The following is a 25,304-nucleotide window of genomic DNA, read 5'->3' on the forward strand; positions in this document are numbered from 1 at the left end:
CGTAAAGGGAAAGGGGCATATCTGCAAGATGGGGATGGGCCAGGTCAGAAAGGTGCTGTACATGGCGGCAATATCCGCCATCAGGAGCAACACCGCCTGCAGTGAGCTTTATGGGAGGTTGATGGAAAAAGGAAAGCCATACAAGGTCGCAATCATAGCAGTGGTGAACAAACTGATCAAACAGGCATTCGCCATCGCAAAATCTGGAAAGGGCTACATCGCAAAAGCGGCCTAATCAGAATATTATTTGGAGAAAATTTAATTTATTATTTGGATATATACACAGTTCATTGCGAGGTTCCACGTCATTGCGGGCCCCCGTCAGTGCGAGGTTCCGCGTCATTGCGAGGTACGATGCAATCTTTTTTTATATCCTTCCAATTAAATTATCATGACGTCTAGCATGTCATGCTGAGCGAAGTCGAAGCATCTGTTCGTTTACCAGTGTTTAGATCCTTCGACTACGCTCAGGATGACAAAAATCCATCAACCATGCCAACAAAAACCTTACCCAACAATCCCCTAATCCACAAAACAAACCTTCCAGGCTTCCGCCACCTTTCCCTCCCTTAAAAACGACTTTGCTTTCAGCAACTGATGCGTTAAACGCGTTGTTTCATCCCCAATGAAAGCATTCAACAATTCCTGGATCTCCGGGTCATATTTAAAAGCATCAATCTCCTGTTCAGTAGGTTTTTCCTCCAAATTAACCAAGCTCTCCAATTCCTCATCTGTAAAAACCTCAGAATTCCTTATAAATCCCGGTAAGTCATTTTTATTCATCTTAAAATTTAATCTAATCCAACTTGATTATCAAAATATCCTACTCTAACCATCCCAACCTTCCCACTCAAATCATAAGCACTCTTCACCCCCTCAACCTCACAAAAAAAGCTGAACCCTAAAGTTCAGCTTATTCTAACAATATCCCAAAGGATTTATAATTTCTCGATAATTTTGTCGGCGAATTCACTAGTCTTAAGTAGCGTTGCATCCGACATCAAATTATAAAAATCAACTGTTACCGTCTTTTCTTGTATTGTAGTGGCCACCGCATTCACAATCGCATCTGCCGCTTCATGCCAGCCCATATAGTCCAACATCATCACTCCACTCAAAATAACCGAACATGGATTCATCGTATCGGTATCCGCAAAACGTGGAGCTGTACCATGAGTAGCCTCAAATATAGCATGACCGGTCTTATAATTAATATTACCACCCGGTGCAATACCAATTCCACCTACCATCGCTGCTAAAGCATCTGAAATATAATCGCCATTCAGGTTCAGAGTAGCCACTACATCATAATCCTGTGGTGCCAATAAGATCTGTTGCAGAAAATTATCCGCAATAATATCCTTAATGATCAATTTTCCAGCCTTTTCCGCTTCCTTCTGCTCCGCATTTGCAGCATCCTGACCTTTGCTCGCTTTGGTATTTTCCCATTGGTTCCAGGTATAGGTCTGATCCCCAAATTCCGTTTCTGCAACCTCGTATCCCCAGTTCTTGAAAGCTCCTTCCGTAAACTTCATGATGTTACCCTTGTGTACCAAGGTAACAGATTTCCTGTTCTCGCGGATGGCAAACTCAATAGCCGCACGAATCAACCGTTTCGATCCTTCCTCCGACACCAGTTTGATCCCAACTCCGGTAGTATTCGTAAAGTTATAATCAATATTCAGATCCTCCTTCAAAAAATCCTGCATACGCTTTGCCTCCGCAGTTCCGGCAGCAAATTCAATACCCGCATAAATATCTTCCGTATTCTCGCGAAAGATCACCATATCCACTTTTTCAGGATGTTTGACTGGCGAAGGAACACCAACATACCATTTAGTAGGTCGCTGGCAAACATACAGGTCCAATTCTTTACGCAAAGCCACATTCAACGAACGAATCCCACCGCCGATCGGCGTGGTTAATGGTCCTTTAATACCAACTAAATACTCTTTAAAAACGGTCAACGTTTCTTCCGGAAGCCAGTCACCTGTTTCGTTGAATGCCTTCTCCCCCGCTAAAACTTCTTTCCACGTTATTTTCCGCTCTCCCCCATAACACTTCGCCACTGCCGCATCAAAAACACGAACAGATGCCCGCCATATATCTGGACCAATACCATCCCCGATAATGAATGGGATGCTCACCTGATGAGGTACCTGCAATTTTCCACTTCCGTCAATCGTGATTTTATCTGTCATTTCTTTCATGTAAATCCTCTCCAATTATTTATGAATATTTATCGTAAAATGTTATTTAACCCATGTTTTAAATAACAAAATTTAAATTATGTTTTATCCTTTCCGAACATATTTCCAATTTCCCTGCTGATCTTGCGGAAAATAGGTGCTGCCTGTACATCCTCATACTCATCGATATGCTGGTCTTCCAAGCGTGCCGGGAAGATCAGGATAAGGTTCTGGTTCTTGTAGTATTTCCCAACTCGTTTTGCCAAACCATCTAAAGAATCTCGATAAGATAGTTCCCCATAGCGCGATGAAACGAAAACCAATAAAGAATCCGCATTGCTGAATGTGGCCAGACCATAAATATTATCCCAGTCATCATACAGTTCAAATGCCGTAGGCACGCTGGATTTCAAGGTCTCCAACATATTCAGAATCGCCTGACGGCTGCGTTCGTTACATATAAAAGTGATAGGAAGTGTTAACTCAGATGCCAATTTACTCATCTTCTCCATCCAATAATGGAATCCCACCTCCGATTCAGCCAATGGCGGCACAAAGATGGTGATCAGCTTATTGGTGATGAAAGGCTTCTCGATCCTACACATGATCAGGTTGGTATCGGTATGGTTCAAGATGCTCTCCGCTTTTTCTCCGACAATCTTTTCGACAAAGCTGGTCGCACTCGGCCAACCCAAAATCAAACAATCAGCAAATGCTTCTCGCGAGGCACGGCCAATACCATTAGCAATATTATAGTCGATCTGCGTGATCAGATCCACTTCTGTCTCAGAACCAGCAGCATATCGGGAGATCTTATCCAAGCTCTGCCTCGCCAATTGTACATTTCGTTCTGCCTGTTCATCATTTGGAACCACACTTAGAATATTCAGTGGATGCGGAGACTTCTTGGATTTAATCAAGGTCGCAAAATCCAAGATGGCTTCCATATTGTTCAGGTTCGCAATCGGGATCACAATCTGTTCTTCATGCTCTTCCACATGCTCCACATGTTCTACATGCTGCCTACCTTCTAGTACGATCTTTTTGGACGCATTCTCCGTTACGACTGAGGCTATAATACAGCTCACCAAAATCAATACGATGGTACCATTCAGTACATTCTCATCAATGATCTGGTTGTTATATCCTACCATGATAATGGCCAACGTAGCTGCAGCATGGGCATTACTTAACCCAAAAATAAGGTTCCGTTCATTGTTGGAATATTTGAAGGCCCATTTCGTAGCAGAAGCTGCCAAGTATTTACCCGAAATTCCTACCAAGGTCAATGCGCCGGCCACATAGAACACTGTCCATCCGGCCTTACTGGTGAAGATGCTGATATCCACAATCATCCCGACCGAGATCAGGAAGAAGGGGATGAATATCGCGTTTCCTATAAATTCAATTCGGTTCATTAATGCCGAAGAATGTGGGATCAATTTATTCAGCGCCAATCCCGCCACAAAGGCCCCAATGATAGGCTCTAAGTTCGCCATTTCCGCCAAAAAAGCTGCGAAGAAAACAACGGTAAGCACAAAGATATAATGCCCAGTTTTCTCACTCTCTACCTTCTCAAAGAACCATTTGGCAATTTTCGGAATGATACCAAACATGATGAACAGGAAGATGGCAAAGGAAACGCCTAAGGTTACCCAGAATTCATTGGTGATCTCCCCATCGGAGGCACCTTTTATAATAGCTAAAATGATAAGCACCGCCGTATCTGTCAGGATGGTACCACCAATGGTGATCGCAACGGCTTCATTCTTTGAAATACCGTAACGATTTACAATCGGATAGGAAACCAAGGTATGGGTAGCAAACATGCTGGCAATCAGGATACTGGTCAACAAGCTATAATCCAACAAATAATAACAGACCGGAAATCCAATGGAAATGGGGATAATGAACGTGAAAAAGCCGAACATAAAACTCTTATGTTTGGTTTTCTTAAATTCATTCATATCTAACTCTAAACCAGCGATAAACATGATATACAGTAAACCGATGGTAGAAAACAAATCAACAGCTGAATTCTTTTCCAACCAATTTAACCCATGTGGCCCTATGATCATCCCGGAGATGATCAACCCAATAATTCCCGGAACTTTGATCGGTCTTAGAAGAATGGGTGATAGCAGGATAATGAAAAGGACGAGGGAAAAAATGAGTACCGGATTGGTCAGTGGTGCCTCAAAAGCATGAATAAGATGATCGAATATTTTATTGTCCATAGAATATTGCTAAAGGATAAAAGACATATTAAAATTAAAATTGTTTTAGCAAGGGAAATATACGGAAAAAATACGGTTTCCCCGACGGGAATTCCGCTTTTGTAGTTGATTAATTAAACTGAATCGTGATATTATTTAAACTGAATGGTCTTAATTGGTGATATCCGAGAAATCAACATCGAAGGGATAAATAGTGTCAATAAGGCTATGGAAACCAAAGCTAAATTTAGCCAAACTACTGTAAGCCAAGATATATCCATCGGCACGAAAGACACATAATAGATACTAGGATCTAATTTGAAGAATTGGGTATGCTTCTGAAAAAAGTAAATAATGATGGCCAGCACATTACCTAGGATCAATCCAAAACCGATCAGGTAAAGAGAATTATAGAGAAAAATAGTTCGAATCTTACCATTCTGCATGCCCAACGCTTTCAGTATGCCGATCATGGATGATCGTTCCAGGATACTAATCAATAAAGCGGAGATCATGTTGATCACTGCCACGATAACCATCAATACAAAGATGATATTATCGTTCATATCCAGCATATTCAACCAATTGAAGATATCCGGCATCTGCTCGATCACATTCGTGGCAAATAATTCAATAGGCAGTTCCTCATTCAAGCTTTCTGTGGTTAAAGCCAATTGCGAGAAATCCTTGACACGGACCTCATAGCCTCCAACCTCCTTTTCGCCCAGATTATTTAACCTCCTGATCAGAGAAAGCGAACCAATGACATAGATCTTATCCAATTCTTCGGAATTGGTGGTGAAGATTCCTTTGACAACAAATTTCCTTTTCCGAACTGGCTCTTGGATGAAGTACATAATGAAACTATCCCCCACCTTCAGATGCAAACGGTTGGCAGTTAGGGAGGAGATCAGCAATTGGCTCTCGGCATCCTCTGCGTTGAAGTCGATGGTCTCTCCTTCCAAAATAGTCTTGGAAAGAAATTCCTGGTCATAATCCTTATCGATCCCTTTGAGCAGCACACCTTCAACCTCCCCTTTCACATTCATTATCCCCGCTTTTGTAGCAAATGGATAGATATTGACCACGTTTGAATGTTTCTCTAAAACGTTGATCTGCTCGTTGGAAAGTGAAATAGGTGTGTTGACATAGGAATCACTGCGTTCGTTCTTCAGGATGATGATGTCTCCGAAGAATCCACGCTGCTTTTCGGTTATTTCCTGCTTGAAACCATTAAGAATGGCCACGGCCATGATAATAGCCATGATCGCTAAGGTCAATGCACCTATGGTTACCCGTACGATCAATTTTGAAAACGTACGTTGTCCCGATAAAGTAATTCGCTTCGCGAGGAAATATGGAAAATTCAAGCTTAATTTTAATTTGTAACTTCGCAAAGTTAAAAAAAAGAATAGATTGATATGCGTATAATTTTCATGGGTACCCCAGAGTTTGCTGTAGCTTCTTTAAAAGCATTAATTGATGCTGGCGAAAATGTTGTTGCTGTTGTTACCGTGCCTGACAAACCAGCCGGTAGAGGACAGAAAATGCACGAATCTGCGGTCAAAGTGTTTGCCAAGGAACATCAGATCCCGGTTTTGCAGCCCGTAAAGTTAAGAGACCCTGAATTTATTGCAGCACTTCGAAGCTATCAAGCTGATCTACAAGTAGTCGTTGCTTTCCGCATGCTTCCAGAAATGGTTTGGGATATGCCCAAACATGGCACTGTGAATGTACATGCTTCGTTATTGCCAAATTATCGTGGCGCAGCCCCGATCAATTGGGCGGTTATTAACGGTGAAAAAAAATCAGGCGTTACGACATTCTTGCTGCAGCATGAAATTGATACTGGAAATATTCTTTTTGCTGATGAGGTGGAAATCGCCGACACCGATGACGCCGGAATCCTTCATGATAAATTGATGGAAAAAGGCGCACAATTGATCGTGAAAACGGTGGATGCCATCCGAAATGGAGATATCAATCCAGTTCCACAGGATGATTTATTGGCTGCTGAGGATGTAAAACATGCCCCGAAAATCTTTAAGGAAGATGGTGAGATCGATTGGAATAAAGATACAGCAAGCATCTATAATAAGATAAGAGGCTTAAGCCCCTACCCGACTGCATTTACCAAATTGGACAATAAAGGTTTAAAGATTTTCCAGACATCAAAGGAAATAAAAGCGCACGACTTAATTCCGGGAACATACGTCACCGATGGGAAGAATTTGCTTAAAGTGGCCACTAATGACGGTTATATCCATTTGCTATCTATTCAGATCGAAGGTAAAAAGAGAATGCAGATAGCCGATTTCCTTCGTGGGTATCGTTTTGAAGACCCTAAAATTCAGAATATTTAATCAGATCGCCTGGCGTACATTCCAATGCCTTACAAAGGGCATCCAACGTACTCAATCGAATAGCTTTTGATTTTTGGTTTTTTATGATGGAAAGGTTGGATAAAGTAATTCCCACCTTTTCGCTTAGCTCATTCAAGGACATTTTCCGGATCGTCATAATTTCGTCCAATTTAATGACTATGGCCATAATGCTAGTATTTAATATGTTAAGTATAATCTCTAAAACAAACGCGAATTTAAATTGTTTTTGATAATAGAATGCGATTTAAAATAAATATGATGCGCATTGGTTAAAAATTGTAAAATGATCGGGCATTATGTCGTAATCACGACAATTTGGAATGATTTTTGTACAGAGTATAACATCAACTAAGCCCCTCTAACTAACTCATAATGAGTTAATAATTTACAATTATATTAGAATTAATTACAGAAAATTCGTTATGTTTGCAAACATTTCAGAATAGAAAGGTTTATATATTTTAGATGAGACAGCTCAAAATTACACAATCCATCACCAATCGTGAGTCCCAATCGCTAGATAAATACTTGCACGAAATTGGAAAAGTAGACTTAATTTCGGCAGAAGAGGAAGTAATCCTAGCACAAAGGATACGGGAAGGTGATCAAGTAGCATTAGAAAAATTAACAAAAACCAATCTACGTTTCGTTGTTTCCGTAGCAAAACAATACCAAAATCAAGGACTTACTTTAGGAGACTTGATCAATGAGGGAAATCTTGGCCTAATCAAGGCAGCAAAAAGATTCGATGAGACGAAGGGTTTCAAATTTATTTCCTATGCTGTTTGGTGGATCCGTCAATCTATTCTACAAGCAATCGCAGAGCAGTCTCGTATCGTACGTTTACCTTTAAACCAAGTAGGTTCGTTAAGCAAAATTAGCAAGGCCTTCTCAAAATTGGAGCAAGAATACGAACGTGAACCATCTCCAGAAGAATTGGCAGACATCCTTGAAACAACCGTTGACAAGGTATCTGATACATTAAGCAATTCTGGACGTCACGTATCGATGGATGCCCCATTTGTTCAAGGCGAAGAAAACACCCTATTGGATGTATTGGAAAACAGCGATCCGGATACAGACAGCTCCTTGATCGATGAATCTTTATCAGAAGAAATCAAACGTTCTCTAGCGACCTTAACAGAGCGCGAAAGAGAGATCATTGTTTTGTTCTTCGGACTAGGTTCAAACCATCAATTGTCTTTAGAAGAAATTGGAGAGAAATTCAGCTTGACTAGAGAACGGGTAAGACAAATTAAAGATAAAGCTTTACAACGTCTTAGACATACCTCTAGAAGCAAAATCCTAAAGTCATATTTAGGTTAGACAATACAAACTTTACTTCAGAAACAATAGCAATGCGCATCTCGACCGATGCGCATTTTTTTATCCTTAAAAATTCGATAATTTAATCGTTTACCGAAAAATTAGCCCAAACAAAAAGCCCTAGGTTAAATCATAACCCAGGGCTCTTCCTTTAACATAGCAGTTAATTATTTTTTATGCAATTGCTCGTAAAGATCAATCACTTTTTTCTGCAAGTCAATAACCTCTACTTCGCGAGACTGAAGTCTCTTTTGAAGTTCATTGACCTCGTTTTGAATCTGCTTATCTTCCTCAGGATCTGAAGTAGATAATAGCTGTACAAGCGATAAACCAAACAATTTTGAAATTTGATTCAATCTAGACAGGTTTACATCCGTAATTCCGGTCTCGATTTTAGAAAAGGCAGGAATCGAAATGTCTAAGCGTTTTGCCACATCCTCTTGACTCCACCCCTTCTGGTGTCTAAGTAATCTGATTTTCTTTCCTAATGCATTCATGGGTAAAATGTAAAATATTTATTTATTAAGTAATTATCAAATTTAAACAAATAACTTATAAATCAAAATGCCAATATTAATATTTTAAAAAAAAAAGGAAAAATCTTAAAAATTTCTCAAAAATTTATCCGCAAAACTTGTCATATTTACGCCATTGTAATTGTTTGAACTCATAAATAGTAAATTGTAACCATTTGATTTAAAAGATTCCAAAAATGCTTCTAAATCAGAAAGTTGTGTAATTACATGGAAAGACGGATGATTAAAGGCCTCTGATAAACTCCAGATTAATTTATCTACATCGATATTTTTTTCCTTTATAAGAGAAGTATTAACGAATACTACAGCGAAATCTGACTCATTCATCGAGTTTGCGTAGTCCTGAATAAAGTTTGCGTCTAAACTATCGTAAGCGTTTAACTCTATAATTGTTACAAGCGCTTGGTTAGGAAATTGTTCTTTAACGGCATGAATACTTGAGCGAAGCTTGCTTGGCGTATGGGCAAAATCCTGGTAAACCACAGAACCGTTCTGGCTGGCTACGAATTCCAGGTAACGAATGGAGCTTTTAAAATCTTGGATGGCTTCATAAAATCCATCCCGTTTAACGCCCAACCACTCACAAACGGTAAATGCTCCGGCGATATTCGACAGGTTATGTTTGCCAAACACCTTTAATGGAATCTGCTCTTCACCTACATGTATATAAGTCACCCCCTTGTTGATGGTATATTCAGGTAATTTATAGCCATGCCGGTTGATCTTGATATCCATGGTGCGTTCCACCACTTCGCGTGTCGGTCCGTTATCCTTGTTATAGATCAATGTTCCCTTAGGAACAATGCTACGGATAAAGTCTTCGAACTGCTTAAGGTATTCATCTTCTGGGATCACCGTTTTGAAATGCTCCCAATCCACATTGCTAATCAGGGCAATATTGGGTTTATAATCCAAAAACTTGGATTTACGATCTATGGAAGATGCAAAATATTCATCCCCCTCAATAATGATCAGGTTATTTTCAGGATTCAATTGCAACAGGTCATCAAAACCTTCCAGTTGGGCTCCAACCAGGTAATCGAATTTCTTGCCCAGCTTCTTGAGCACATGCATCACCATACTGGTGATCGTGGTTTTACCATAGGTTCCCGCAATGACAACGCGCGTTTTATCCACGCTCTGCTCATACACAAATTCTGGGAAGGAATAGATCTTCACCCCCAGTTGTTGAGCTTTCTTCAACTCTGGGTTATCCTTATCGGCATGCATCCCCAAGATCACGGCATCGATGCTTTCATCCAGTTTATCTGGAAACCAGCCCAGTTCATCCGGAAGAAGACCCGCTGCCTGCAAATGAGACTTCGATGGCTCCACGATCTGATCGTCGGAACCACTCACCTGATGCCCCTGTTCAGCTAAATTAATAGCCAAATTGTGCATGATGCTACCGCCTATGGCAATAAAATGAATTCGCATGGACTACGATTTAATAAATTTGGCCGAACACCAGTTATCCAGCACTTTTTTCTCTTTGAACTCGAAACCTACCGCACCTGCCTTTTCCGTCAAGATGGATAAATCTTCACCATCATAGAATCCTGATAAGTATAATTCTCCTTCAGCATCCAGATCATTGGCATAAACCTCCATCTGATCCAATAAGATATTCCTATTGATGTTCGCCAGGATCGTATCAAATTTCAAACCTTCGATCACTTCCTTAGAACCTAACTTTTCCTCAATATTATAGGTGCCGTTCAATTCCTTGTTTTCCTTGACGCTTTCCACACAGATCGGATCATAATCCACCGCTAAAAGTTCTTCCGCGCCACGTTTGGAAGCGAGAATAGCCAGGATACCTGTCCCACAGCCCATATCCAAAACACGCTTACCCTCAAAATCGTTCTCCAGAACAAAAGAAAGCATCATGGACGTAGTCTGGTGATGGCCAGTCCCGAAAGACATTTTAGGATCGATGATGATCTGATAAGGAAATTCCGGACGGTCTTCATGGAAAGTGGCCCGCACATAACATTGATCATCGACCGTGATCGGGCTGAAATTACTTTCCCACAATTGGTTCCAATTCTGTTGTTCCAATTCCTGCACATCATACTGCAGGTCATAATCGCCTGCCTCCTGGAGCAAAACCGTCTCCAATGCCTGAATATCCAAATTAGCTGTTGGAACATAAGCTACAAAACCTTGGTCCTGATCCTCAAAGGTATCAAAACCAAGGTTTGCTAATTCAGCAACGAGCAAATCCTTTTGCCATTCCTCCATGTTAGAGGAGGTAAAAGTAACTGCTGAGTACTTCATAAATTAACCGTTAAATACATTAATAATCTGCAGGAAATCACGAGATTTCAGAGACGCACCCCCAATCAACCCACCATCGATATCCGGTTGGGAGAAAAGGCTTTGGGCATTGCCCGGATTGGCACTTCCACCGTATAAAATACTCGTGTTATCTGCTGTTTCTTGACCAAATTGTTCCGCTAAGGTCTTGCGGATGAAGGCATGCACCTCCTGCGCCTGCTCTGGAGTGGCCGTTAAACCAGTTCCAATAGCCCATACAGGCTCATAGGCCAAGACAATATGTTTAAAAGCATTCGCATCCAAATGGAACAATGCTTTGCTCAATTGCGTTTTGATTACTTCGTAGAAAGATCCAGATTCGCGTTCCTCTTTGGTTTCTCCAATACAGAAGATCGGTTTCAGGTCGTTTGCCAATGCAGCGTCCACCTTTTTAGCCAATAACTCATCCGTTTCACCATAATAGGCACGGCGTTCCGAATGACCTAAGATCACATAGTTAGCACCTGTAGATTTCACTTGGGAAGCAGAGATTTCTCCGGTATAGGCTCCAGATGCATGTTCAGAAATGTTCTGAGCACCAATAGATACGTTGACTGCCGAATTTCCCAGTTTAGCCAAACTAGCCAAATGGATAAACGGACTACAAACTACCACTTCCTGACCACCTCTCACTTCATCTTTTACCATATTTACAATTTCAGAAAACAAGCTTAATCCTTGCTCATAATCCAAATTCATTTTCCAGTTTCCAGCTACAATGTTTTTACGCATAATTACTTTTTTGTTTGATTGTTGATTACCTCGGTCCGTAGACCGGCTGTATTATTATATATATGTTCAAATATGGCAATATTTCCTGAAATTTCGGTTCCAGTAGCAAGCTTTCTTCGTTCTAACATGTCCAAGAATTTATCAAACCGATAGCTTGAATAATCATCACCTACCTGCCAGCTGAAATCCGGCACAAATTTGGGAATTATATTTGACATTGCCACCTGCGCAGCTACCCCAATTACGGTACCTGTATTTACGGAGGAATTTATCCCCAACATGGCCAGATCCCCCATGATCATCCCACATTTCAACACATCGGTCTGCCGATACGAAAGGTATTCATAATCATATAACCTTACATCCTGCCAATTGTTTTTCAGATTGGAGTTTGAAGTACCGGCCCCAATATTGCAGCCCTCCCCAATCACCGAACAACCCAGGTAACCATCATGCCCTTTGGCACTACTACCCCAGATCACTGTATTATTGACTTCACCGGCAATCGTACTGCCTGGACCAATGCTCACATTCGGATATAAGCGAGCCATCATCTTCACCCTGGCCGATTCACCGATAGCGACATGCCCACGCAAGAAACTACCCTCTTCCAACTGCGCATTTTTACCTATATATATAGGCCCATCCAGACTGTTCAAACTGACCCCTTCCACGTGCGCACCAGGTTCGATAAAAATCCGATCTCCGAACAGCATATTATTGGATGAAATTGCCGCTGAGACCCTTCCTTTGGTCAGTAATTCAAAATCGAATTCCAACTGTTGCTTATTCTGCAGGAAAATGTCCTCTGGATGATGGATAAACTGAACATCGGAACTGCTTTTCACGGGTTGTAAACTGGAAATGATCCCCGGTATATCTTCCGGAATGAAACCCAACTTGCAGGCAATCCATCGATCGGAAGAGACCAAAACCTCACCAACACGTAAGTTCTCCAGCTCCTCCAAGAGCGAAATATCAGGCAAAACATTCGCCTGAATAATCAGAAACAGATTCTTTAAGGAAGGATCAGTTGAAGAATGACCATCAATTGGAAAAGACGGTTGCAAATAATCTGCCGTAGCAAAGAAAACAGGTGCTTGGAAAATACGCTGCCATTTTTCATCGAGGGTACAGATGCCGACACGGAGATTGCCGACAGGTCTACTGGCCGAAAGCGGTAATAAATGGTTTCGCCAAGGCGCTTTATCAAATAAAAGGATGGTTAGCGACATGGCCTAAAATTACATAAAAAAATCCCGATAATAAACTTATCGGGATATCCTTTAAATTCTTAAAAGAAAATAAATTATTTCTTGTTGTAGCGGCTACGGAACTTATCGATACGTCCAGCAGTATCTACTAACTTCATTTTACCAGTGTAGAATGGGTGTGAAGTGTGAGAGATCTCTAATTTCACTAATGGATATTCATTGCCATCTTCCCAAGTAATACTTTCTTTCGTGTCAACACAAGATTTAGTGATGAAAGCGTAGTCATTCGACATATCTTTAAATACAACTAATCTGTAGTTTGATGGATGCAATTCTTTTTTCATTTTATCTTATGATTACTATATATTCAACAATTGAGGTGCAAAGATAATTTTTTTTTCATTCAAAAGCAATACTGTGCGGATATTTCCTTCCACATTTTTTAACTATTGTTGAAAACTTCCATGCCCTCCCTAAATAGATGCACAAATATTGTAAAAACTTAGCTTATTTCCTACTTTTGCAATTCATTACAAGTCCGAAAAAACATGAGTATTGGATTATCAGAACAAGAACAACAACGAAGATTAAATCTTCAAGCTTTAATCGACCTCGGTATTAACCCCTTCCCTGCAGAGAAATTCGACGTGAATGCTACGGCAGAAGATATATTAGCCAACTACGAAAGAGATAAAATAAACTATAAGAACATCAGCTTTGCTGGTCGTATCATGAGCCGTCGTGTGATGGGTAGTGCATCGTTCTTAGAGCTTCAGGATTCTACTGGCCGTATACAGGCTTATGTAAAGCGCGATGATATCTGCCCAGGAGAAGACAAGACCTTATATAATACGGTATTCAAGAAGTTATTGGATATCGGCGATATCGTAGGGATCACGGGTTTTGTGTTCACGACACAAACAGGTGAGATTTCTATCCACGTACAGACCTTAACGGTATTGACCAAATCCCTTCGTCCATTGCCAATTGTAAAAGAGGCAGATGGCAAGACCTTTGATGCCTTTACCGATCCAGAACAACGCTATCGCATGCGTTATGTGGATCTGATCGTGAACCCACAGAACAAGGATATCTTTGTAAAGCGTACGAAATTGTTCAATGCGATGCGTGAATTCTTCAACAACGCGGGCTATATGGAGGTGGAGACTCCAGTGCTTCAATCCATCCCTGGAGGAGCTGCTGCGCGTCCGTTCATCACGCACCATAATGCATTGGATATTCCATTGTACCTGCGTATTGCTAATGAACTTTATTTAAAAAGATTGATCGTCGGTGGATTTGATGGGGTGTATGAGTTTTCCAAAAACTTCCGTAACGAAGGAATGGATCGTACGCACAACCCTGAATTTACCGCGATGGAGATCTATGTGGCCTATAAAGACTACAACTGGATGATGGATTTCACAGAGCGCTTATTGGAGCACTGTGCAATTGCGGTAAACGGAACGACAAAAGCAACGTTCAACGAGCATGAAATCGATTTCCGCGCGCCATATCCACGTGTGAGCATGGCCGCTGCCATCCAACAGTTCACGGGTTTTGATATCACCGGTAAATCGGAAGAGGAGATCCGCGAGGCTGCTAAAGGAATGGGTATTGCGGTGAATGATACTATGGGTAAAGGAAAATTGATCGATGAGATCTTTGGCGAGAAATGTGAAGGTAATTTCATTCAGCCAACCTTTATCACGGATTATCCGATTGAGATGTCGCCTTTGACCAAAAAGCACCGCCATAATCCGGAATTAACGGAACGTTTTGAGTTGATGGTTTGTGGTAAGGAGATTGCGAATGCGTATTCGGAGTTGAATGATCCGATCGATCAGCGCGAGCGTTTTGAAGATCAGTTGAAGCTTTCGGAAAAAGGAGATGATGAGGCGATGTTTATCGATCAGGATTTCTTGAGAGCATTGGAGTATGGTATGCCGCCTACATCGGGACTGGGAATTGGAATGGATAGGTTGATTATGTTCTTGACAAATAACCCATCGATTCAAGAGGTGTTGTTCTTCCCGCAGATGCGTCCGGAGAAGGCAGCGAAGGTAACTACTGTGGCGGATTATGTGGAGCAAGGGATTCCGGAGGTATGGGTGCCGGTACTGCAGAAAATGGGATTTTTGACAATTGAGAGCTTGAAGGAAGCGAATCCGAATAAGGTGTTTAATGATTTAGGCGGGATGAGAAAGAAGATGAAGTTGGATGTGGCGATGCCAAGTAAGGATGAGGTAATGGCTTGGTTTGAGTAACCTTCGCGTTAATATTGATACCAACGCGTCATTGCGAGGAACGAAGCAATCCATCTTTATTGCAACCATACCGTCATTGCGAGGAACGAAGCAATCTTCCTTTCATGTCATCCTGAGCGAAGTCGAAGGATCTGTACGTGAACCAATCGCAGGATCTGTATGGGTACCAAATGTAGATGCTTCGACTTCGCTCAGCATGACATGCGGAAAGATTGCTTCGTCGTACCTCCTCGCAATGACGCAGAGTTCACTCTTAATGCAGAGGTCCAATCTCTTCAATAACAATAAAAAACAAAAAAATGGATGCTAATTTCTTAGCATCCATTTCTTTTATATCCCGAATTCTTCTTAATCTAAAAAATCCGAGTCTACTCCTTTCAACTTATTTCTTCACCTGATCAGGTAACAAAATAAATTTAAACAATTGATCTTCTTTCAGATATTTGTTCGCTACGGCTTTCACAGTCGCTGGAGTAACCTTATTCAACTGCTCCAAATAAACTGTCGGATAAGTTACATCACGACCTACCTGCAAAGCACCAGAAATCTGGCTTAACCAATACCTGTTCTCACGTTGGTTAACCTCAAACTGACGTTTCTGTTCGATCACAAATTTATCCAAATCCACTTGCGAAGGACCATCTTTCTTAATCTTACGGAATTCATCCAACGTAGAATTAATCAAAGAAGGATATTTATCCACGCTAGTCCCAAAACCAACATTAAAGGAATAACGTTGCGTAGGGAATTTAGAATAAGAAGCTCTTGCTCCCGTTCCATATACCCCACTCTCCTCTTCACGAAGACGCTCGATCAATCTATTGGAAAGGATAGTCTCCAATGCTGCTAAATTCATGTTCTCCGCATCGTTGTAGGTATAATCGCCATAAATGGACAATCTTACGTTCGCCTTAGCTTCCTGACCTTTATTAACGATCTTCTCTACCCCTTTTGCAGGCTCAACAATCTTCAGATCCTTCGCTTCCTCCTTACGGTTGGTCGCTGGCAAAGCTGCTAAGTAATTCTCCAAATAAGGTTTGATTTCCGCTTCGGTAAATGAACCCACGATCACGAAAGTAAAGTCAGATGCATCCGCGAAACGATCTTTGTAGATCTCCAATGCACGCGCTTGTTTTACTTGATCCAACTCCGCTTTATCAGCTGGGTTTCTACGGATGTTGTTTCCATATAAGGTATTGATGATGTTCTTATTGAACACGAAGTTAGGATCATTCTCCCGGTTAGCCAACATCGTAATCTGTCTGCTCATCACACTCTGGAATACATCATCTTCGATCCTAGGTTCTGTAAAGTATCCGTAGATCATTTCAAATGCAGTCTTCAAGCCTTCTTTATCCGATGAGCCGGACAAACCTTCTGTACGCTCAGAAATATAAGGACTGATATTCACTTGTTTACCTGTCATGTATTTCTGCATCTCAATGGTATTCAATTGGCCTAAACCACTTGAATTCACCAATGTACCCGCCATTGATGCCGACATGTAATCCGCATCCGAATAAACGGAAGTACCACCTGGACTGAATGCTGAAATCAAGATCTCATCATTCTTGAAATTAGTAGGTTTTAATACCACTTTAACACCATTGCTCAATACGATTTCCTTCGCGCCAATCTTATCGATTCCTTTTTCGCTTTTGATTGTTCCTTTAACAGGCTCTTTGCTCAACAATGGCAGATCTGAAACCTTATCATCATAAGCCGTCAACTGCTCCTTGTCTACATCAGCGAACCAAGTATTCACCTGTGCTTCTTGCGGCAATTTATCCTTTTCAGAATCTGGTGCTAGGATAACCACATCACGGTTGCTATCCACATAATATTCTTCACCAATAGCCACTACCTCTTTCAAGGTCAATGTAGGCAATAATTGCTTCGTGATCTGATAACGATCTTCACTACTTAATGCCGGAGCATCTTTCAAGAAGTGGTTCAGATAAGCATTTACATAGCTATCCGATTTACGCTTATCGCGCTCCACATAAGAAGTTTCATTGGATTTCGCATAAGCAGATACGGTACGTTTGAATTCCGATTCGGTAAAACCAAATTTATCCACACGGTCCAATTCACGAACCACCGCTTTAATACCATCTTCAAATTGACCTGGTTTAGATACGAAATAGGCAGTTAGGTTATCCAATCCACCCATGAATTCAGAAATATCCACTCCCGCTTGAAGGAAAGGAGGATTAGCAGATTGCGTCAATTCACCTAAACGTGCATTGATCATGCTTCCGTAGATATTCTTCATCAATTCCTTGCGGTAATCCCCTACGGTTTCCACCTTACTTTCTTTATGTTTGATCAAGATCTGTCCTAAGGTATAGGCCATCTCCGGATCCGTTACACTGATAAATTGATTTTTGTTCAATAGATCAATGCCTACTTTTTTACGTTCTTTCGGATTTTTCTCCACGCGCATATCCGAGAATAGGCGTTTGATTTCCGCTTCGATTGCAACAGGATCAATATCACCCACAACGATCAAAGTTTGTAAATCCGGACGGTACCAATCCTTATGGAATTGACGGATCAATGCAGGGTCAAATCCCATAACCACTTCTTCCGTACCAATAGGTAGACGATTAGCATATAAGGAACCATTCATCAATACCGGCATGAACTTATCGCGCATACGTTGCATAGAACCACGGCCACCACGCATCTCTTCCATGATGATACCACGTTCCTTCTCGATTTCATCTGTTTCCAACATCGCATCCTGTGCCCAGTCGCGCATTACCTGAAGACCATTCTTCAACAACTCAGGATCATCCGAAGGGATTGGTAATTGATAAACCGTTTCATCAAAACCCGTATAGGCATTAAGGTCAGAACCAAAACGAACCCCAGCTTTTTGCAGGTAATCCACTAAGGCATTCTTAGGGAAATGCTTTAGTCCATTAAAGTTCATATGCTCTAAAAAGTGCGCAAGACCTTGTTGTTTTTCGGTTTCTACGATCGAACCCACTTTCACGCCCAAATACATGGTAACACGTTTCTCTGGTTCGGTGTTTTTACGAATGAAGTAGGTAAACCCATTCGCTAATTTTCCTTGCTTCACAGTTTGATCGAATGGTAATTTCGCATCCCATTTCAGGGAATCGGATTGCAAAATCACTTTTGCTTCAGCACTGATGTTGCTTGGAACATAGGCAGTTGCCACTTCTGCTGTAAATGGGAGCAAAAAGGCAATTGCCAACGGCTTCAAAATTTTCATAATCTTTATTTTTGTATAGAACGGTTATTATATAATAATGTCCCAAATTACAAGATTTTATTCGCTTTTTAAAGTTGAAAGAAAATAATAATCGATATTTAGTTATATTTAACGAATGGACTGGGAAAATTTAAAAAAGGATTTCAAACGTTTTCTGCTTTTAGAACGGGGTTTAAGCCAAAATAGCATTGATGCCTACCAGAATGATATCGTTAAACTACAGCATTACTGTGAGTTAAAAGAGATCCCTCTCCAGGACATCAAGACCCGAAATATCCAAGATTTCTTGGTCTGGATCAATGAATTTGCCATATCGGCTTTTAGCCAGGCCAGGATCCTATCGGGCATCAAAACATTTTTCCATTTCCTTCAGATCGAATACCAATGGGAAAGCAACCCAGCCGAACTTATTGAAAGCCCTCGCCTTTCCCGGAAGATCCCTACAGTGCTCAGCATCCAGGAAATTGACGCCTTGATTTCGGCGATCGACCTATCCGCCGCAGAAGGGATGCGAAATAAGGCCATCCTGGAAATCCTCTATGGATGTGGTTTAAGGGTTTCGGAACTTTGTGAGCTTAAGATTTCCAATTTGTTTCTGGATGTGGAATTCATCAAGGTCGAAGGAAAGGGAAACAAGGAAAGGTTGATTCCCATTGGCGAGCAAGCTATCAAATTTCTAAAGATCTACCTGGAAGAGATCAGGGTGCACCAGACCATCAAACCGGGGATGGAAGATTATGTTTTCCTGAACCGTCGCGGCAATCCATTATCCAGGGTAATGATTTTCATCATCATCAAAGACCTTGCAGAAAAAATTCGCTTGAAAAAGGATGTCAGTCCGCATACCTTCCGACATAGCTTTGCTTCCCATTTGGTGGAAGGCGGTGCCGACCTGCGTGCGGTACAGGATATGCTTGGCCATGAAAGCATCAGCACGACCGAAATATATACGCATATCGATAAAGATTATTTACAAAGTATTATTACCCAATACCATCCAAGAAGTTAATCGGATTTGTAGACATTCCTGCTAAAAAGAATCCCACTGTTAATGCAACAAAGTTTATTTTAATTTGCAACACTATTGCATTTGCATTATCTTTGTGCTGTGATAAATTGGATTGGAACAAAGAAAAGAGCAATTGCCAGTATCTGGATCGGTATTATATGCCTTTCCCTTGGCCTAATTTCTTTTCATACCCATGATCAAACATCACATGATTGTGCACATCATGGACATGCACATGCTGAGGACCATGCACATTCTCATTCTGCCGATCATTCCCATGAGAACTGTACCTACTGTTTTTTATTTTATCATCAACAGGTAGATCAATTATTCCAGTGGAACTGGGAGAATAAAGCTGTAGAATGGCCAATAGAAAAATTTTCTCCTTCCTTATATCATGAAGGAATTGTCAGCAGACAAAGCATTCCTTATTCTCTCCGAGGGCCTCCATCCTATTTCTTGGCTGTATAATTCCTTACAGCAGAACCCATTAAAAGGCTTCCATATTTCAAAGGCCTCCATATTTCAAAGCCTTCCATATTTTTAAAGGCTACATTTTTATTAGCGTAATCTAAATACATGCTTAGAATACTATTCCTGTGCATGATGTTAGGTCCTTGGACCGTCATCTTGGCACAGCAACATGAAACGATCGAGGAGGTAAAAGTCTCTGCGAAACGACATGAACAAGGCACTGCCGTGAGGCAAAACCTATCCCAAGAGGAGATCGACGAAAGCAAGGGCAAGACCTTGGCAGAACGTTTCAGTAATTTATCTGGCGTCAGTCTTTTGAGCTCAGGCCATAGCATATTAAAGCCGGTGATCAACGGGCTACATAGTAACCGCATTCTGATGTTGAACCAAGGCGTAAAGCATGAAGGACAACAATGGGGTATGGAACATGCGCCGGAGATCGACCCTTTTTCGGCGGATGATTTTGAACTGATCAAGGGTGCCCAAGCTGTTCGCTATGGAGCAGACGCCTTGGCAGGTGTACTGATCAGCAAATCCAGAAGCATCAAAACCGATAGTCTGCATGGTGCTATGGATTTATTGGGATTCAGCAATGGGCGTGGGTTTTCAGGAAACGTGCTGTTGGAAGGAGGCTTGAAAAGTATCCCCAATCTGGGTTGGAAAGCCCAGCTTTCCGGCAAGAAATTGGGAAATAGCAAAACTGCCGATTATTATCTAGGGAACACCGCCGTGCAGGAGCTTAACTTTTCCGGACAGGTTCAGTATAAATTAGCGAATCATGCTTTTGATGCCTATTACAGTCGCTTCCAAACCGAGCTGGGTGTATTCTATGGCGCCCATGTAGGTAATATCGATGATATTCTGGCGAGGATTGCCCATGGTGAACCTTTGGAGCATTATGATTTTTCTTACGACATCCAAGCGCCAAAGCAGAATGTCAGTCATCAATTGGCGCGTTTGAACTATCAATATTCCTTCGACAATGACCTGAAATTGGAAGCTCAATATGGTTGGCAAAGGAACCACCGCAAGGAGTTCGACCGCCGTCGTGCGGTAGCAGATGATGTACCCATGGCTGATATGGTGTTGGACAGCCATTCCTTAGAACTGTTGCTGAAGAAAAAGGGATATACCATCGGTATGCAGGCTGTAAATCAGGTGAACAACAATACCCCTGGAACTGGCACCACCCCTATCATTCCCAACTTTGAAAGCTGGTCGATCGGCTTGTTCGGGATGCATCAACAAGTTTGGGACCGATTTTTATTGGAACTGGGTTGGCGATATGATTTCCGATATTTCGATGCTGCCGGGTATAGGTACCGTTATAATGATCCTAACGAAAGCATCCCACAGCAATACCTGCTCACAGACCAACGGAATTTCCATAATTTCTCCGGATCAGTGGGCGGGAAATACCAACTCGACTCCAAATGGGCAATACGGTCGAATGTGGGTTTGGCCTGGCGAGCACCTACGGCCAATGAACTGTATGCAGATGGGGTTCACCATGGTGCAGGGATCTATGAAATCGGTGATCTTGATCTAAAAGCCGAACAAGGACTGAAATGGGTGAATTCGATCAGCCGCGAAGCGGATGATTTTGCCTTCCAACTGGATGGGTATGCGCAGTATATTGCAAATTATATCTATTCCACCCCGAATCCAGATTCGGTAAGACAGACCATCCGAGGAACTTTTCCGGTTTTTAGCTATACGCAGCACAATGCTTTGTTCTTTGGTCTGGACCTGAATGCGAAATGGGCATTTTTGGAACATTGGCAGTACCAGATCAATGCGGGTTTAGTGCGCGCAAAGAACCTGAGTATGGATCGTTATCTGCCATATATTCCTTCGGATCAGTTTACACAGAGCTTGGCTTGGAGCTATGCTCCCCAGGATAAAGGATATGTTAAATTATCCCATCAGTTTGTAGCCAAACAAAATCGGTATGAAGCAGGAACGGACTTTATGGCTCCTCCCCCTGCCTATCACCTGATGCATATACATGTTTCCCAAGCTTTTCGCTTAGGTAGGGAAACCAATCAATTGGTCAATCTAGGTTTGCGTGTTGAGAATATATTCAATAACCAGTATAAGGATTATATGGATCGATTCCGTTATTATGCGCATCGTCCTGGCCGAAACTTTATTTTATCCATTAATTATACATTTTAGAAAAAAACATTAAAAAAACATAATCATGAAAAATATACATTTATTTATTATCGCGTTATTCAGTATTTCTGTATTCAGTTCTTGTTCAAAGGATGACCCAAATCCAGAGGTGGACCAGGAGGAGGTTTCCGGTGCTACCTTGGTTTTTACGGAAGTAAAAAAGGTGGTGAATGGAAGTAATGTGAGCTATGAAGATTTCGCTGGAGCGGAGGTAGAAAAGATCGAATTCAAAGGGAACGATCTTTTGCCGGAAGTGGGTGCTCATTTACATTTGGAAAAGTATAAATCCTATCGTTTTAATTTGATCGTTCGTGATTTTGCAGGTCGTGAGAGCCAGCAGACTTTTGTGGCTAGGGATGATCAGCATTTTGCCTTTATTTTAGGCGCTCCTGCTGATGCATTGAGCATTAGTTATGCGGATAAGAAAGCGGATGGCACTGCTGTGAAGGTAGGTACAGTTGGATATATCAGTGTAAATAAGATTGCAGAGTCGTTTACTTTTAATTATATCCTTAGGCACTTGAATCCCGGGGTAAAATCTCAGATTGATCTGGTTAAGGATATAACCAATAAGGAGTATGCGAAATTTGGCGGGGCAAATGACCTTGATCTGAAATTTAGCCTGCATTTGGTGGAAGAGGATGATCATGGGCATGATCATTAAGAATTTTAGATTTAGTTCTTACTAAGGATTAATTCGGGAGAATGTAATCTGTTTAATTTATTAAGTAATTAGGCTCTTTGGAGCTGAGAGGAAAAGTCCAGGTGAAGAAATTCATTTGGACTTTTTTAGAATTAGCTCAGGGTTTATTTTATTCGTTTTTTTGCAGTTCTTGCTTCACCTCATTCCATGATTTTCCTGATGTTGGATTAATTTTGTGATCTTCTAAACGCTGTTTTAAAATTAAAGATATACATGTTTTAATTCTACCTTTAATAAGCTATTTAGAGAAAATATAGAATACCCATGTTAGCTTCGAACTGAAACTAAGGCGAAAGTATGCTGAAAGTATGTAAAATGTATACCTTACATACTGTTTATATACTTTCATATTAGGATTACCATTTTTTCTTAAAGAACCAAACCTTTATTCGGTAAAAACACACTTAAACTCAGAATAGAATTTAAATTACATTGTTAAAACAGTAACATCAGAAGAATATTATTAATAAATTTTCAACGGTTCAGGCGTTCAAACTAAAAAAAATCAAAAGAATAAGGGAAATGGCAATTAAAATACAAAAAGTAAAGCGAGGCATAATAACCAACATCCCCTAATAACAGAAAAAGAGGTGAAAGATCACCTCTTTTTTAGAGTGCCCGCGGCGGGGGTCGAACCCACATCGTCAGAACCGGAATCTGATATTCTATCCATTGAACTACGCAGGCGGCAGGCCAAAAATACTACTTTTTGGGAGCTTTCAATCAATTTCTTTTCGAAAAAGTAACAGGTAAAAAGAGAAATTAATTAAGCGGCTCATTTTCAAAACAAAACGAGCTATCTTTTTGGGATAGCTCGTTCTATATGTTTGTACAATAATTAACCGTTGTCTTGGTTTAAAGATTGTTTGTAGATCGCCTTCTTAACTTGGGTACGACGAGTGATCGATTTCTTCTCGAAAGCTTGACGGGAGCGTAATTCTCTTAACACACCAGTTTTCTCGAATTTCTTCTTGAAACGCTTCAATGCTCTATCTAGAGATTCTCCTTCTTTTACATTTACAATAATCATAGCTTTTAATATACCTCCTTTCGTCGTAATTTTCTTGGTCTGCAAAGGTATCGAAATCAATTGGATTCCACAAGATTTATTTTAGTAAATGAAAGGAACTTTATTAATATTATTTTAATAAGCCAAATTCTTCAACAATAGCTTCCAATGGATGATCCTTCGTACACAGTGCCGTATGGATACCCAATTGTTTTGCTCCTTCAAGATGTTGGGGGCTATCATCCACAAAAAGGGTTTCCGATGGATTGAGGTTGTTTTCTTTAAGCACTAATTCGAAGATCGCAAGATCAGGCTTTCTCAATCCGGCTAAATGGGAATAATAGGTCTTTTCAAAAAACTGCTCATTGTCTTCTACGCCGTAAACTTCCTGGATATGGTTCATGCAATAGGTGTAATGGATCTCATTGTTATTGCTCAAGAGAAACATTCTGTAACGTTCGTTCAGTTCCTCCATAATTTCATGTTTACCTTCAGGAACGCCAATTAGCAAGGAATTCCAGGCATGATCGATCTGTTCATCGGTTAGATCGGGTTTATTGGCTTTTTCTCGTACACCATTTCGGAATTCAGCAGCCGTAATCTCTCCCCTATCAAAACTATCAAATAGGGAGTCTTGCCCATGGTGTGCAAAAAAATCATCGACATGTTGAATGTCCAAATCGATAAAGGCCTGACGAACACGCGGAAAGTCGATCATGAAGATCACATTTCCATAATCCAGAATTACATTTTTGATATTTTGCATCTAAAAAATTTTGTTTTCTCGTCTCAAATATCGATAATTGCATCGTCAAAAGGCAGGAATAAATGCTGAAATTTTGATGAAATAAAAAAGCTCCTATAGCTCAGTTGGTTAGAGTAGAAGACTCATAATCTTTTGGTCACTGGTTCGAGCCCAGTTGGGAGCACGGAAAAAGAAGGTGTCTAAAAAGGCACCTTCTTCTGTTTTATAGCTTTCTGGAGCTCCATTATAATTTCATGAGCAATATTAGGCTGCAAGTCGATGTTTTATACTTTTCAGCATGTTGATGGCTTGATTTATCGCAAATAGGGAGTTTTTGCCACCTGGTTTACCGATAAAAGCTTTGTCTTTCCACTTTTTTGCCCATTTTCTGAGGTTATGGGCAATGGCCCTCAATCCGAACTCCACAGCGACTTTCTCCAGTCCTTTCATTGTGAACCGGGTAAACCTGTTGTTGCTTTTCATCTGACCGAAAACAGCTTCCACTTCTATGGGTCGCTTGCTTCGATGGTACATTCCCTCTTCCGATAGCAGTCTTTCCCGGGCTTTATCCTTGAGCTGATTGAGTCTATGGTTTACTTCAATGAGCCGATCGCCTTTAGCTTTATGGCACCCACTGCGCATCGGGCAGCCTTCGCATCGCCGAGCCTGGTAACAGCTGACCCGGGCAGTGTATCCGTTGGCACTGACTCTGGTTGCATGACCGATAAAGCTGAGCTTCTGTCCGGCCGGACATACATA

The 25,304-nt window shown here is 41.1% G+C and carries 22 protein-coding genes, 2 tRNA genes and 1 pseudogene; 9 read left to right on the forward strand and 16 right to left on the reverse strand.

The features are described 5' to 3' along the window. Positions 1-235, forward strand: a pseudogene (locus CRJ00_RS12260) (IS110 family transposase); the annotation flags it as partial. Between the two features lie 287 nt (positions 236-522). Here CRJ00_RS12260 and CRJ00_RS12265 read toward each other — a convergent pair. From CRJ00_RS12265 to CRJ00_RS12280, 4 genes are all read right to left on the reverse strand, one after another. Beyond that, entirely contained in the window at positions 523-783 is a 261-nt protein-coding gene (locus CRJ00_RS12265; RefSeq protein ID WP_099367161.1) for a hypothetical protein, read from the reverse strand. Positions 784-938: 155 nt separating this feature from the next. Then, positions 939-2,210, reverse strand: coding sequence for an NADP-dependent isocitrate dehydrogenase (gene icd, locus CRJ00_RS12270; RefSeq protein ID WP_099367162.1), 1,272 nt, complete (start codon positions 2,208-2,210; stop codon positions 939-941). Positions 2,211-2,287: 77 nt separating this feature from the next. After that, positions 2,288-4,426 (reverse strand): cation:proton antiporter, encoded by a 2,139-nt coding sequence (locus tag CRJ00_RS12275; RefSeq protein WP_099367163.1) that lies wholly within the window; start codon positions 4,424-4,426, stop codon positions 2,288-2,290. Positions 4,427-4,557: 131 nt separating this feature from the next. Next, complete coding sequence (locus CRJ00_RS12280; RefSeq protein WP_099367164.1) at positions 4,558-5,775, reverse strand: ABC transporter permease; 1,218 nt, start codon at positions 5,773-5,775, stop codon at positions 4,558-4,560. A gap of 51 nt (positions 5,776-5,826) precedes the next feature. On the opposite strand from CRJ00_RS12280, the gene fmt reads away from it, so the two are divergent. Then, positions 5,827-6,768 carry a methionyl-tRNA formyltransferase gene (fmt, locus tag CRJ00_RS12285; RefSeq protein ID WP_099367165.1) on the forward strand — a complete coding sequence of 314 codons (942 nt, stop codon included), beginning with the start codon at positions 5,827-5,829 and terminating at the stop codon, positions 6,766-6,768. On the opposite strand, the gene CRJ00_RS12290 is transcribed toward fmt, so the two are convergent. After that, complete coding sequence (locus tag CRJ00_RS12290) at positions 6,749-6,955, reverse strand: helix-turn-helix domain-containing protein (RefSeq protein ID WP_099367166.1); 207 nt, start codon at positions 6,953-6,955, stop codon at positions 6,749-6,751. The two genes, fmt and CRJ00_RS12290, sit on opposite strands and share 20 nt — an antisense overlap. 299 nt (positions 6,956-7,254) lie before the next feature. Here CRJ00_RS12290 and CRJ00_RS12295 point away from each other — a divergent pair, with 299 nt between their 5' ends. Continuing rightward, positions 7,255-8,115 carry a sigma-70 family RNA polymerase sigma factor gene (locus CRJ00_RS12295; protein WP_093096797.1) on the forward strand — a complete coding sequence of 287 codons (861 nt, stop codon included), beginning with the start codon at positions 7,255-7,257 and terminating at the stop codon, positions 8,113-8,115. 167 nt (positions 8,116-8,282) lie between these two features. Here CRJ00_RS12295 and CRJ00_RS12300 read toward each other — a convergent pair whose 3' ends face one another. The 6 genes from CRJ00_RS12300 to CRJ00_RS12325 all read right to left on the reverse strand — a co-directional run bounded on the left by CRJ00_RS12300 (position 8,283) and on the right by CRJ00_RS12325 (position 13,260). Further along, on the reverse strand, positions 8,283-8,612 hold the full coding sequence (locus CRJ00_RS12300; protein ID WP_099367167.1) for a helix-turn-helix domain-containing protein: 330 nt from the start codon (positions 8,610-8,612) through the stop codon (positions 8,283-8,285). Positions 8,613-8,717: 105 nt separating this feature from the next. Further along, positions 8,718-10,088 carry a UDP-N-acetylmuramate--L-alanine ligase gene (locus CRJ00_RS12305; RefSeq protein WP_099367168.1) on the reverse strand — a complete coding sequence of 457 codons (1,371 nt, stop codon included), beginning with the start codon at positions 10,086-10,088 and terminating at the stop codon, positions 8,718-8,720. Between the two features lie 3 nt (positions 10,089-10,091). Further along, on the reverse strand, positions 10,092-10,931 hold the full coding sequence (gene prmA / locus CRJ00_RS12310) for a 50S ribosomal protein L11 methyltransferase (protein WP_099367169.1): 840 nt from the start codon (positions 10,929-10,931) through the stop codon (positions 10,092-10,094). A 3-nt stretch (positions 10,932-10,934) separates the two neighbouring features. Beyond that, positions 10,935-11,702, reverse strand: coding sequence for a triose-phosphate isomerase (gene tpiA / locus CRJ00_RS12315; RefSeq protein WP_099367170.1), 768 nt, complete (start codon positions 11,700-11,702; stop codon positions 10,935-10,937). 2 nt (positions 11,703-11,704) lie between these two features. Further along, positions 11,705-12,937, reverse strand: a complete 1,233-nt coding sequence (locus CRJ00_RS12320) for a putative sugar nucleotidyl transferase (protein ID WP_099367171.1) — start codon at positions 12,935-12,937, stop codon at positions 11,705-11,707. A 74-nt stretch (positions 12,938-13,011) separates the two neighbouring features. Continuing rightward, positions 13,012-13,260, reverse strand: coding sequence for a type B 50S ribosomal protein L31 (locus tag CRJ00_RS12325; RefSeq protein WP_099367172.1), 249 nt, complete (start codon positions 13,258-13,260; stop codon positions 13,012-13,014). Positions 13,261-13,464: 204 nt separating this feature from the next. On the opposite strand from CRJ00_RS12325, the gene lysS reads away from it, so the two are divergent. After that, a complete protein-coding gene (lysS, locus tag CRJ00_RS12330) occupies positions 13,465-15,183 on the forward strand; it encodes a lysine--tRNA ligase (protein WP_099367173.1) in 1,719 nt (572 codons plus the stop codon). Between the two features lie 382 nt (positions 15,184-15,565). Here the strand turns inward: lysS and CRJ00_RS12335 are convergent, their stop codons facing one another. Beyond that, complete coding sequence (locus CRJ00_RS12335; RefSeq protein ID WP_099367174.1) at positions 15,566-18,427, reverse strand: M16 family metallopeptidase; 2,862 nt, start codon at positions 18,425-18,427, stop codon at positions 15,566-15,568. A 115-nt stretch (positions 18,428-18,542) separates the two neighbouring features. Here CRJ00_RS12335 and xerD point away from each other — a divergent pair, with 115 nt between their 5' ends. The 4 genes from xerD (at position 18,543) to CRJ00_RS12355 (ending at position 22,752) form a co-directional block, all read left to right on the forward strand. Beyond that, positions 18,543-19,436: a site-specific tyrosine recombinase XerD gene (xerD, locus tag CRJ00_RS12340; protein WP_099367175.1), complete on the forward strand. Its 894-nt coding sequence runs from the start codon at positions 18,543-18,545 to the stop codon at positions 19,434-19,436. A gap of 99 nt (positions 19,437-19,535) precedes the next feature. Continuing rightward, complete coding sequence (locus tag CRJ00_RS19375) at positions 19,536-19,907, forward strand: DUF2946 family protein (protein ID WP_099367176.1); 372 nt, start codon at positions 19,536-19,538, stop codon at positions 19,905-19,907. Positions 19,908-20,015: 108 nt separating this feature from the next. Continuing rightward, complete coding sequence (locus CRJ00_RS12350) at positions 20,016-22,088, forward strand: TonB-dependent receptor (RefSeq protein ID WP_099367177.1); 2,073 nt, start codon at positions 20,016-20,018, stop codon at positions 22,086-22,088. A 25-nt stretch (positions 22,089-22,113) separates the two neighbouring features. Further along, positions 22,114-22,752 (forward strand): hypothetical protein, encoded by a 639-nt coding sequence (locus CRJ00_RS12355; RefSeq protein WP_099367178.1) that lies wholly within the window; start codon positions 22,114-22,116, stop codon positions 22,750-22,752. A gap of 654 nt (positions 22,753-23,406) precedes the next feature. On the opposite strand, the gene CRJ00_RS12360 is transcribed toward CRJ00_RS12355, so the two are convergent. The 3 genes from CRJ00_RS12360 to CRJ00_RS12370 all read right to left on the reverse strand — a co-directional run bounded on the left by CRJ00_RS12360 (position 23,407) and on the right by CRJ00_RS12370 (position 24,566). Beyond that, positions 23,407-23,478: transfer RNA gene (locus tag CRJ00_RS12360), tRNA-Arg, on the reverse strand. A gap of 151 nt (positions 23,479-23,629) precedes the next feature. After that, a complete protein-coding gene (rpsU, locus tag CRJ00_RS12365; RefSeq protein WP_099367180.1) occupies positions 23,630-23,821 on the reverse strand; it encodes a 30S ribosomal protein S21 in 192 nt (63 codons plus the stop codon). Between the two features lie 109 nt (positions 23,822-23,930). Then, on the reverse strand, positions 23,931-24,566 hold the full coding sequence (locus tag CRJ00_RS12370; protein ID WP_099367179.1) for an HAD family hydrolase: 636 nt from the start codon (positions 24,564-24,566) through the stop codon (positions 23,931-23,933). An 89-nt stretch (positions 24,567-24,655) separates the two neighbouring features. Here CRJ00_RS12370 and CRJ00_RS12375 point away from each other — a divergent pair. Further along, positions 24,656-24,729: transfer RNA gene (locus tag CRJ00_RS12375), tRNA-Ile, on the forward strand. 80 nt (positions 24,730-24,809) lie between these two features. Here the strand turns inward: CRJ00_RS12375 and CRJ00_RS12380 are convergent. After that, on the reverse strand, positions 24,810-25,304 hold a 495-nt coding region (locus CRJ00_RS12380; RefSeq protein WP_180268489.1), incomplete at its 5' end, for a transposase.

Origin of the sequence: Sphingobacterium sp. 1.A.4, from assembly GCF_002734245.1 — a bacterium.
Classification (GTDB): Bacteria; Bacteroidota; Bacteroidia; order Sphingobacteriales; family Sphingobacteriaceae; genus Sphingobacterium; species Sphingobacterium tenebrionis.

What these genes read in the sequence shown, in the direction of transcription:
- CRJ00_RS12265 (WP_099367161.1), bottom strand. Translation starts at nt 783, where the DNA reads ATGAATAAAAATGACTTACCGGGATTTATAAGGAATTCTGAGGTTTTT.
- fmt (WP_099367165.1), top strand. Translation starts at nt 5,827, where the DNA reads ATGCGTATAATTTTCATGGGTACCCCAGAGTTTGCTGTAGCTTCTTTA.
- CRJ00_RS12370 (WP_099367179.1), bottom strand. Translation starts at nt 24,566, where the DNA reads ATGCAAAATATCAAAAATGTAATTCTGGATTATGGAAATGTGATCTTC.
- CRJ00_RS12355 (WP_099367178.1), top strand. Translation starts at nt 22,114, where the DNA reads ATGAAAAATATACATTTATTTATTATCGCGTTATTCAGTATTTCTGTA.
- CRJ00_RS12305 (WP_099367168.1), bottom strand. Translation starts at nt 10,088, where the DNA reads ATGCGAATTCATTTTATTGCCATAGGCGGTAGCATCATGCACAATTTG.
- lysS (WP_099367173.1), top strand. Translation starts at nt 13,465, where the DNA reads ATGAGTATTGGATTATCAGAACAAGAACAACAACGAAGATTAAATCTT.
- rpsU (WP_099367180.1), bottom strand. Translation starts at nt 23,821, where the DNA reads ATGATTATTGTAAATGTAAAAGAAGGAGAATCTCTAGATAGAGCATTG.
- CRJ00_RS12335 (WP_099367174.1), bottom strand. Translation starts at nt 18,427, where the DNA reads ATGAAAATTTTGAAGCCGTTGGCAATTGCCTTTTTGCTCCCATTTACA.
- CRJ00_RS12290 (WP_099367166.1), bottom strand. Translation starts at nt 6,955, where the DNA reads ATGGCCATAGTCATTAAATTGGACGAAATTATGACGATCCGGAAAATG.
- CRJ00_RS12350 (WP_099367177.1), top strand. Translation starts at nt 20,016, where the DNA reads ATGCTTAGAATACTATTCCTGTGCATGATGTTAGGTCCTTGGACCGTC.
- CRJ00_RS12300 (WP_099367167.1), bottom strand. Translation starts at nt 8,612, where the DNA reads ATGAATGCATTAGGAAAGAAAATCAGATTACTTAGACACCAGAAGGGG.
- xerD (WP_099367175.1), top strand. Translation starts at nt 18,543, where the DNA reads ATGGACTGGGAAAATTTAAAAAAGGATTTCAAACGTTTTCTGCTTTTA.
- prmA (WP_099367169.1), bottom strand. Translation starts at nt 10,931, where the DNA reads ATGAAGTACTCAGCAGTTACTTTTACCTCCTCTAACATGGAGGAATGG.
- icd (WP_099367162.1), bottom strand. Translation starts at nt 2,210, where the DNA reads ATGAAAGAAATGACAGATAAAATCACGATTGACGGAAGTGGAAAATTG.
- CRJ00_RS12275 (WP_099367163.1), bottom strand. Translation starts at nt 4,426, where the DNA reads ATGGACAATAAAATATTCGATCATCTTATTCATGCTTTTGAGGCACCA.
- CRJ00_RS12295 (WP_093096797.1), top strand. Translation starts at nt 7,255, where the DNA reads ATGAGACAGCTCAAAATTACACAATCCATCACCAATCGTGAGTCCCAA.
- CRJ00_RS12325 (WP_099367172.1), bottom strand. Translation starts at nt 13,260, where the DNA reads ATGAAAAAAGAATTGCATCCATCAAACTACAGATTAGTTGTATTTAAA.
- tpiA (WP_099367170.1), bottom strand. Translation starts at nt 11,702, where the DNA reads ATGCGTAAAAACATTGTAGCTGGAAACTGGAAAATGAATTTGGATTAT.
- CRJ00_RS12320 (WP_099367171.1), bottom strand. Translation starts at nt 12,937, where the DNA reads ATGTCGCTAACCATCCTTTTATTTGATAAAGCGCCTTGGCGAAACCAT.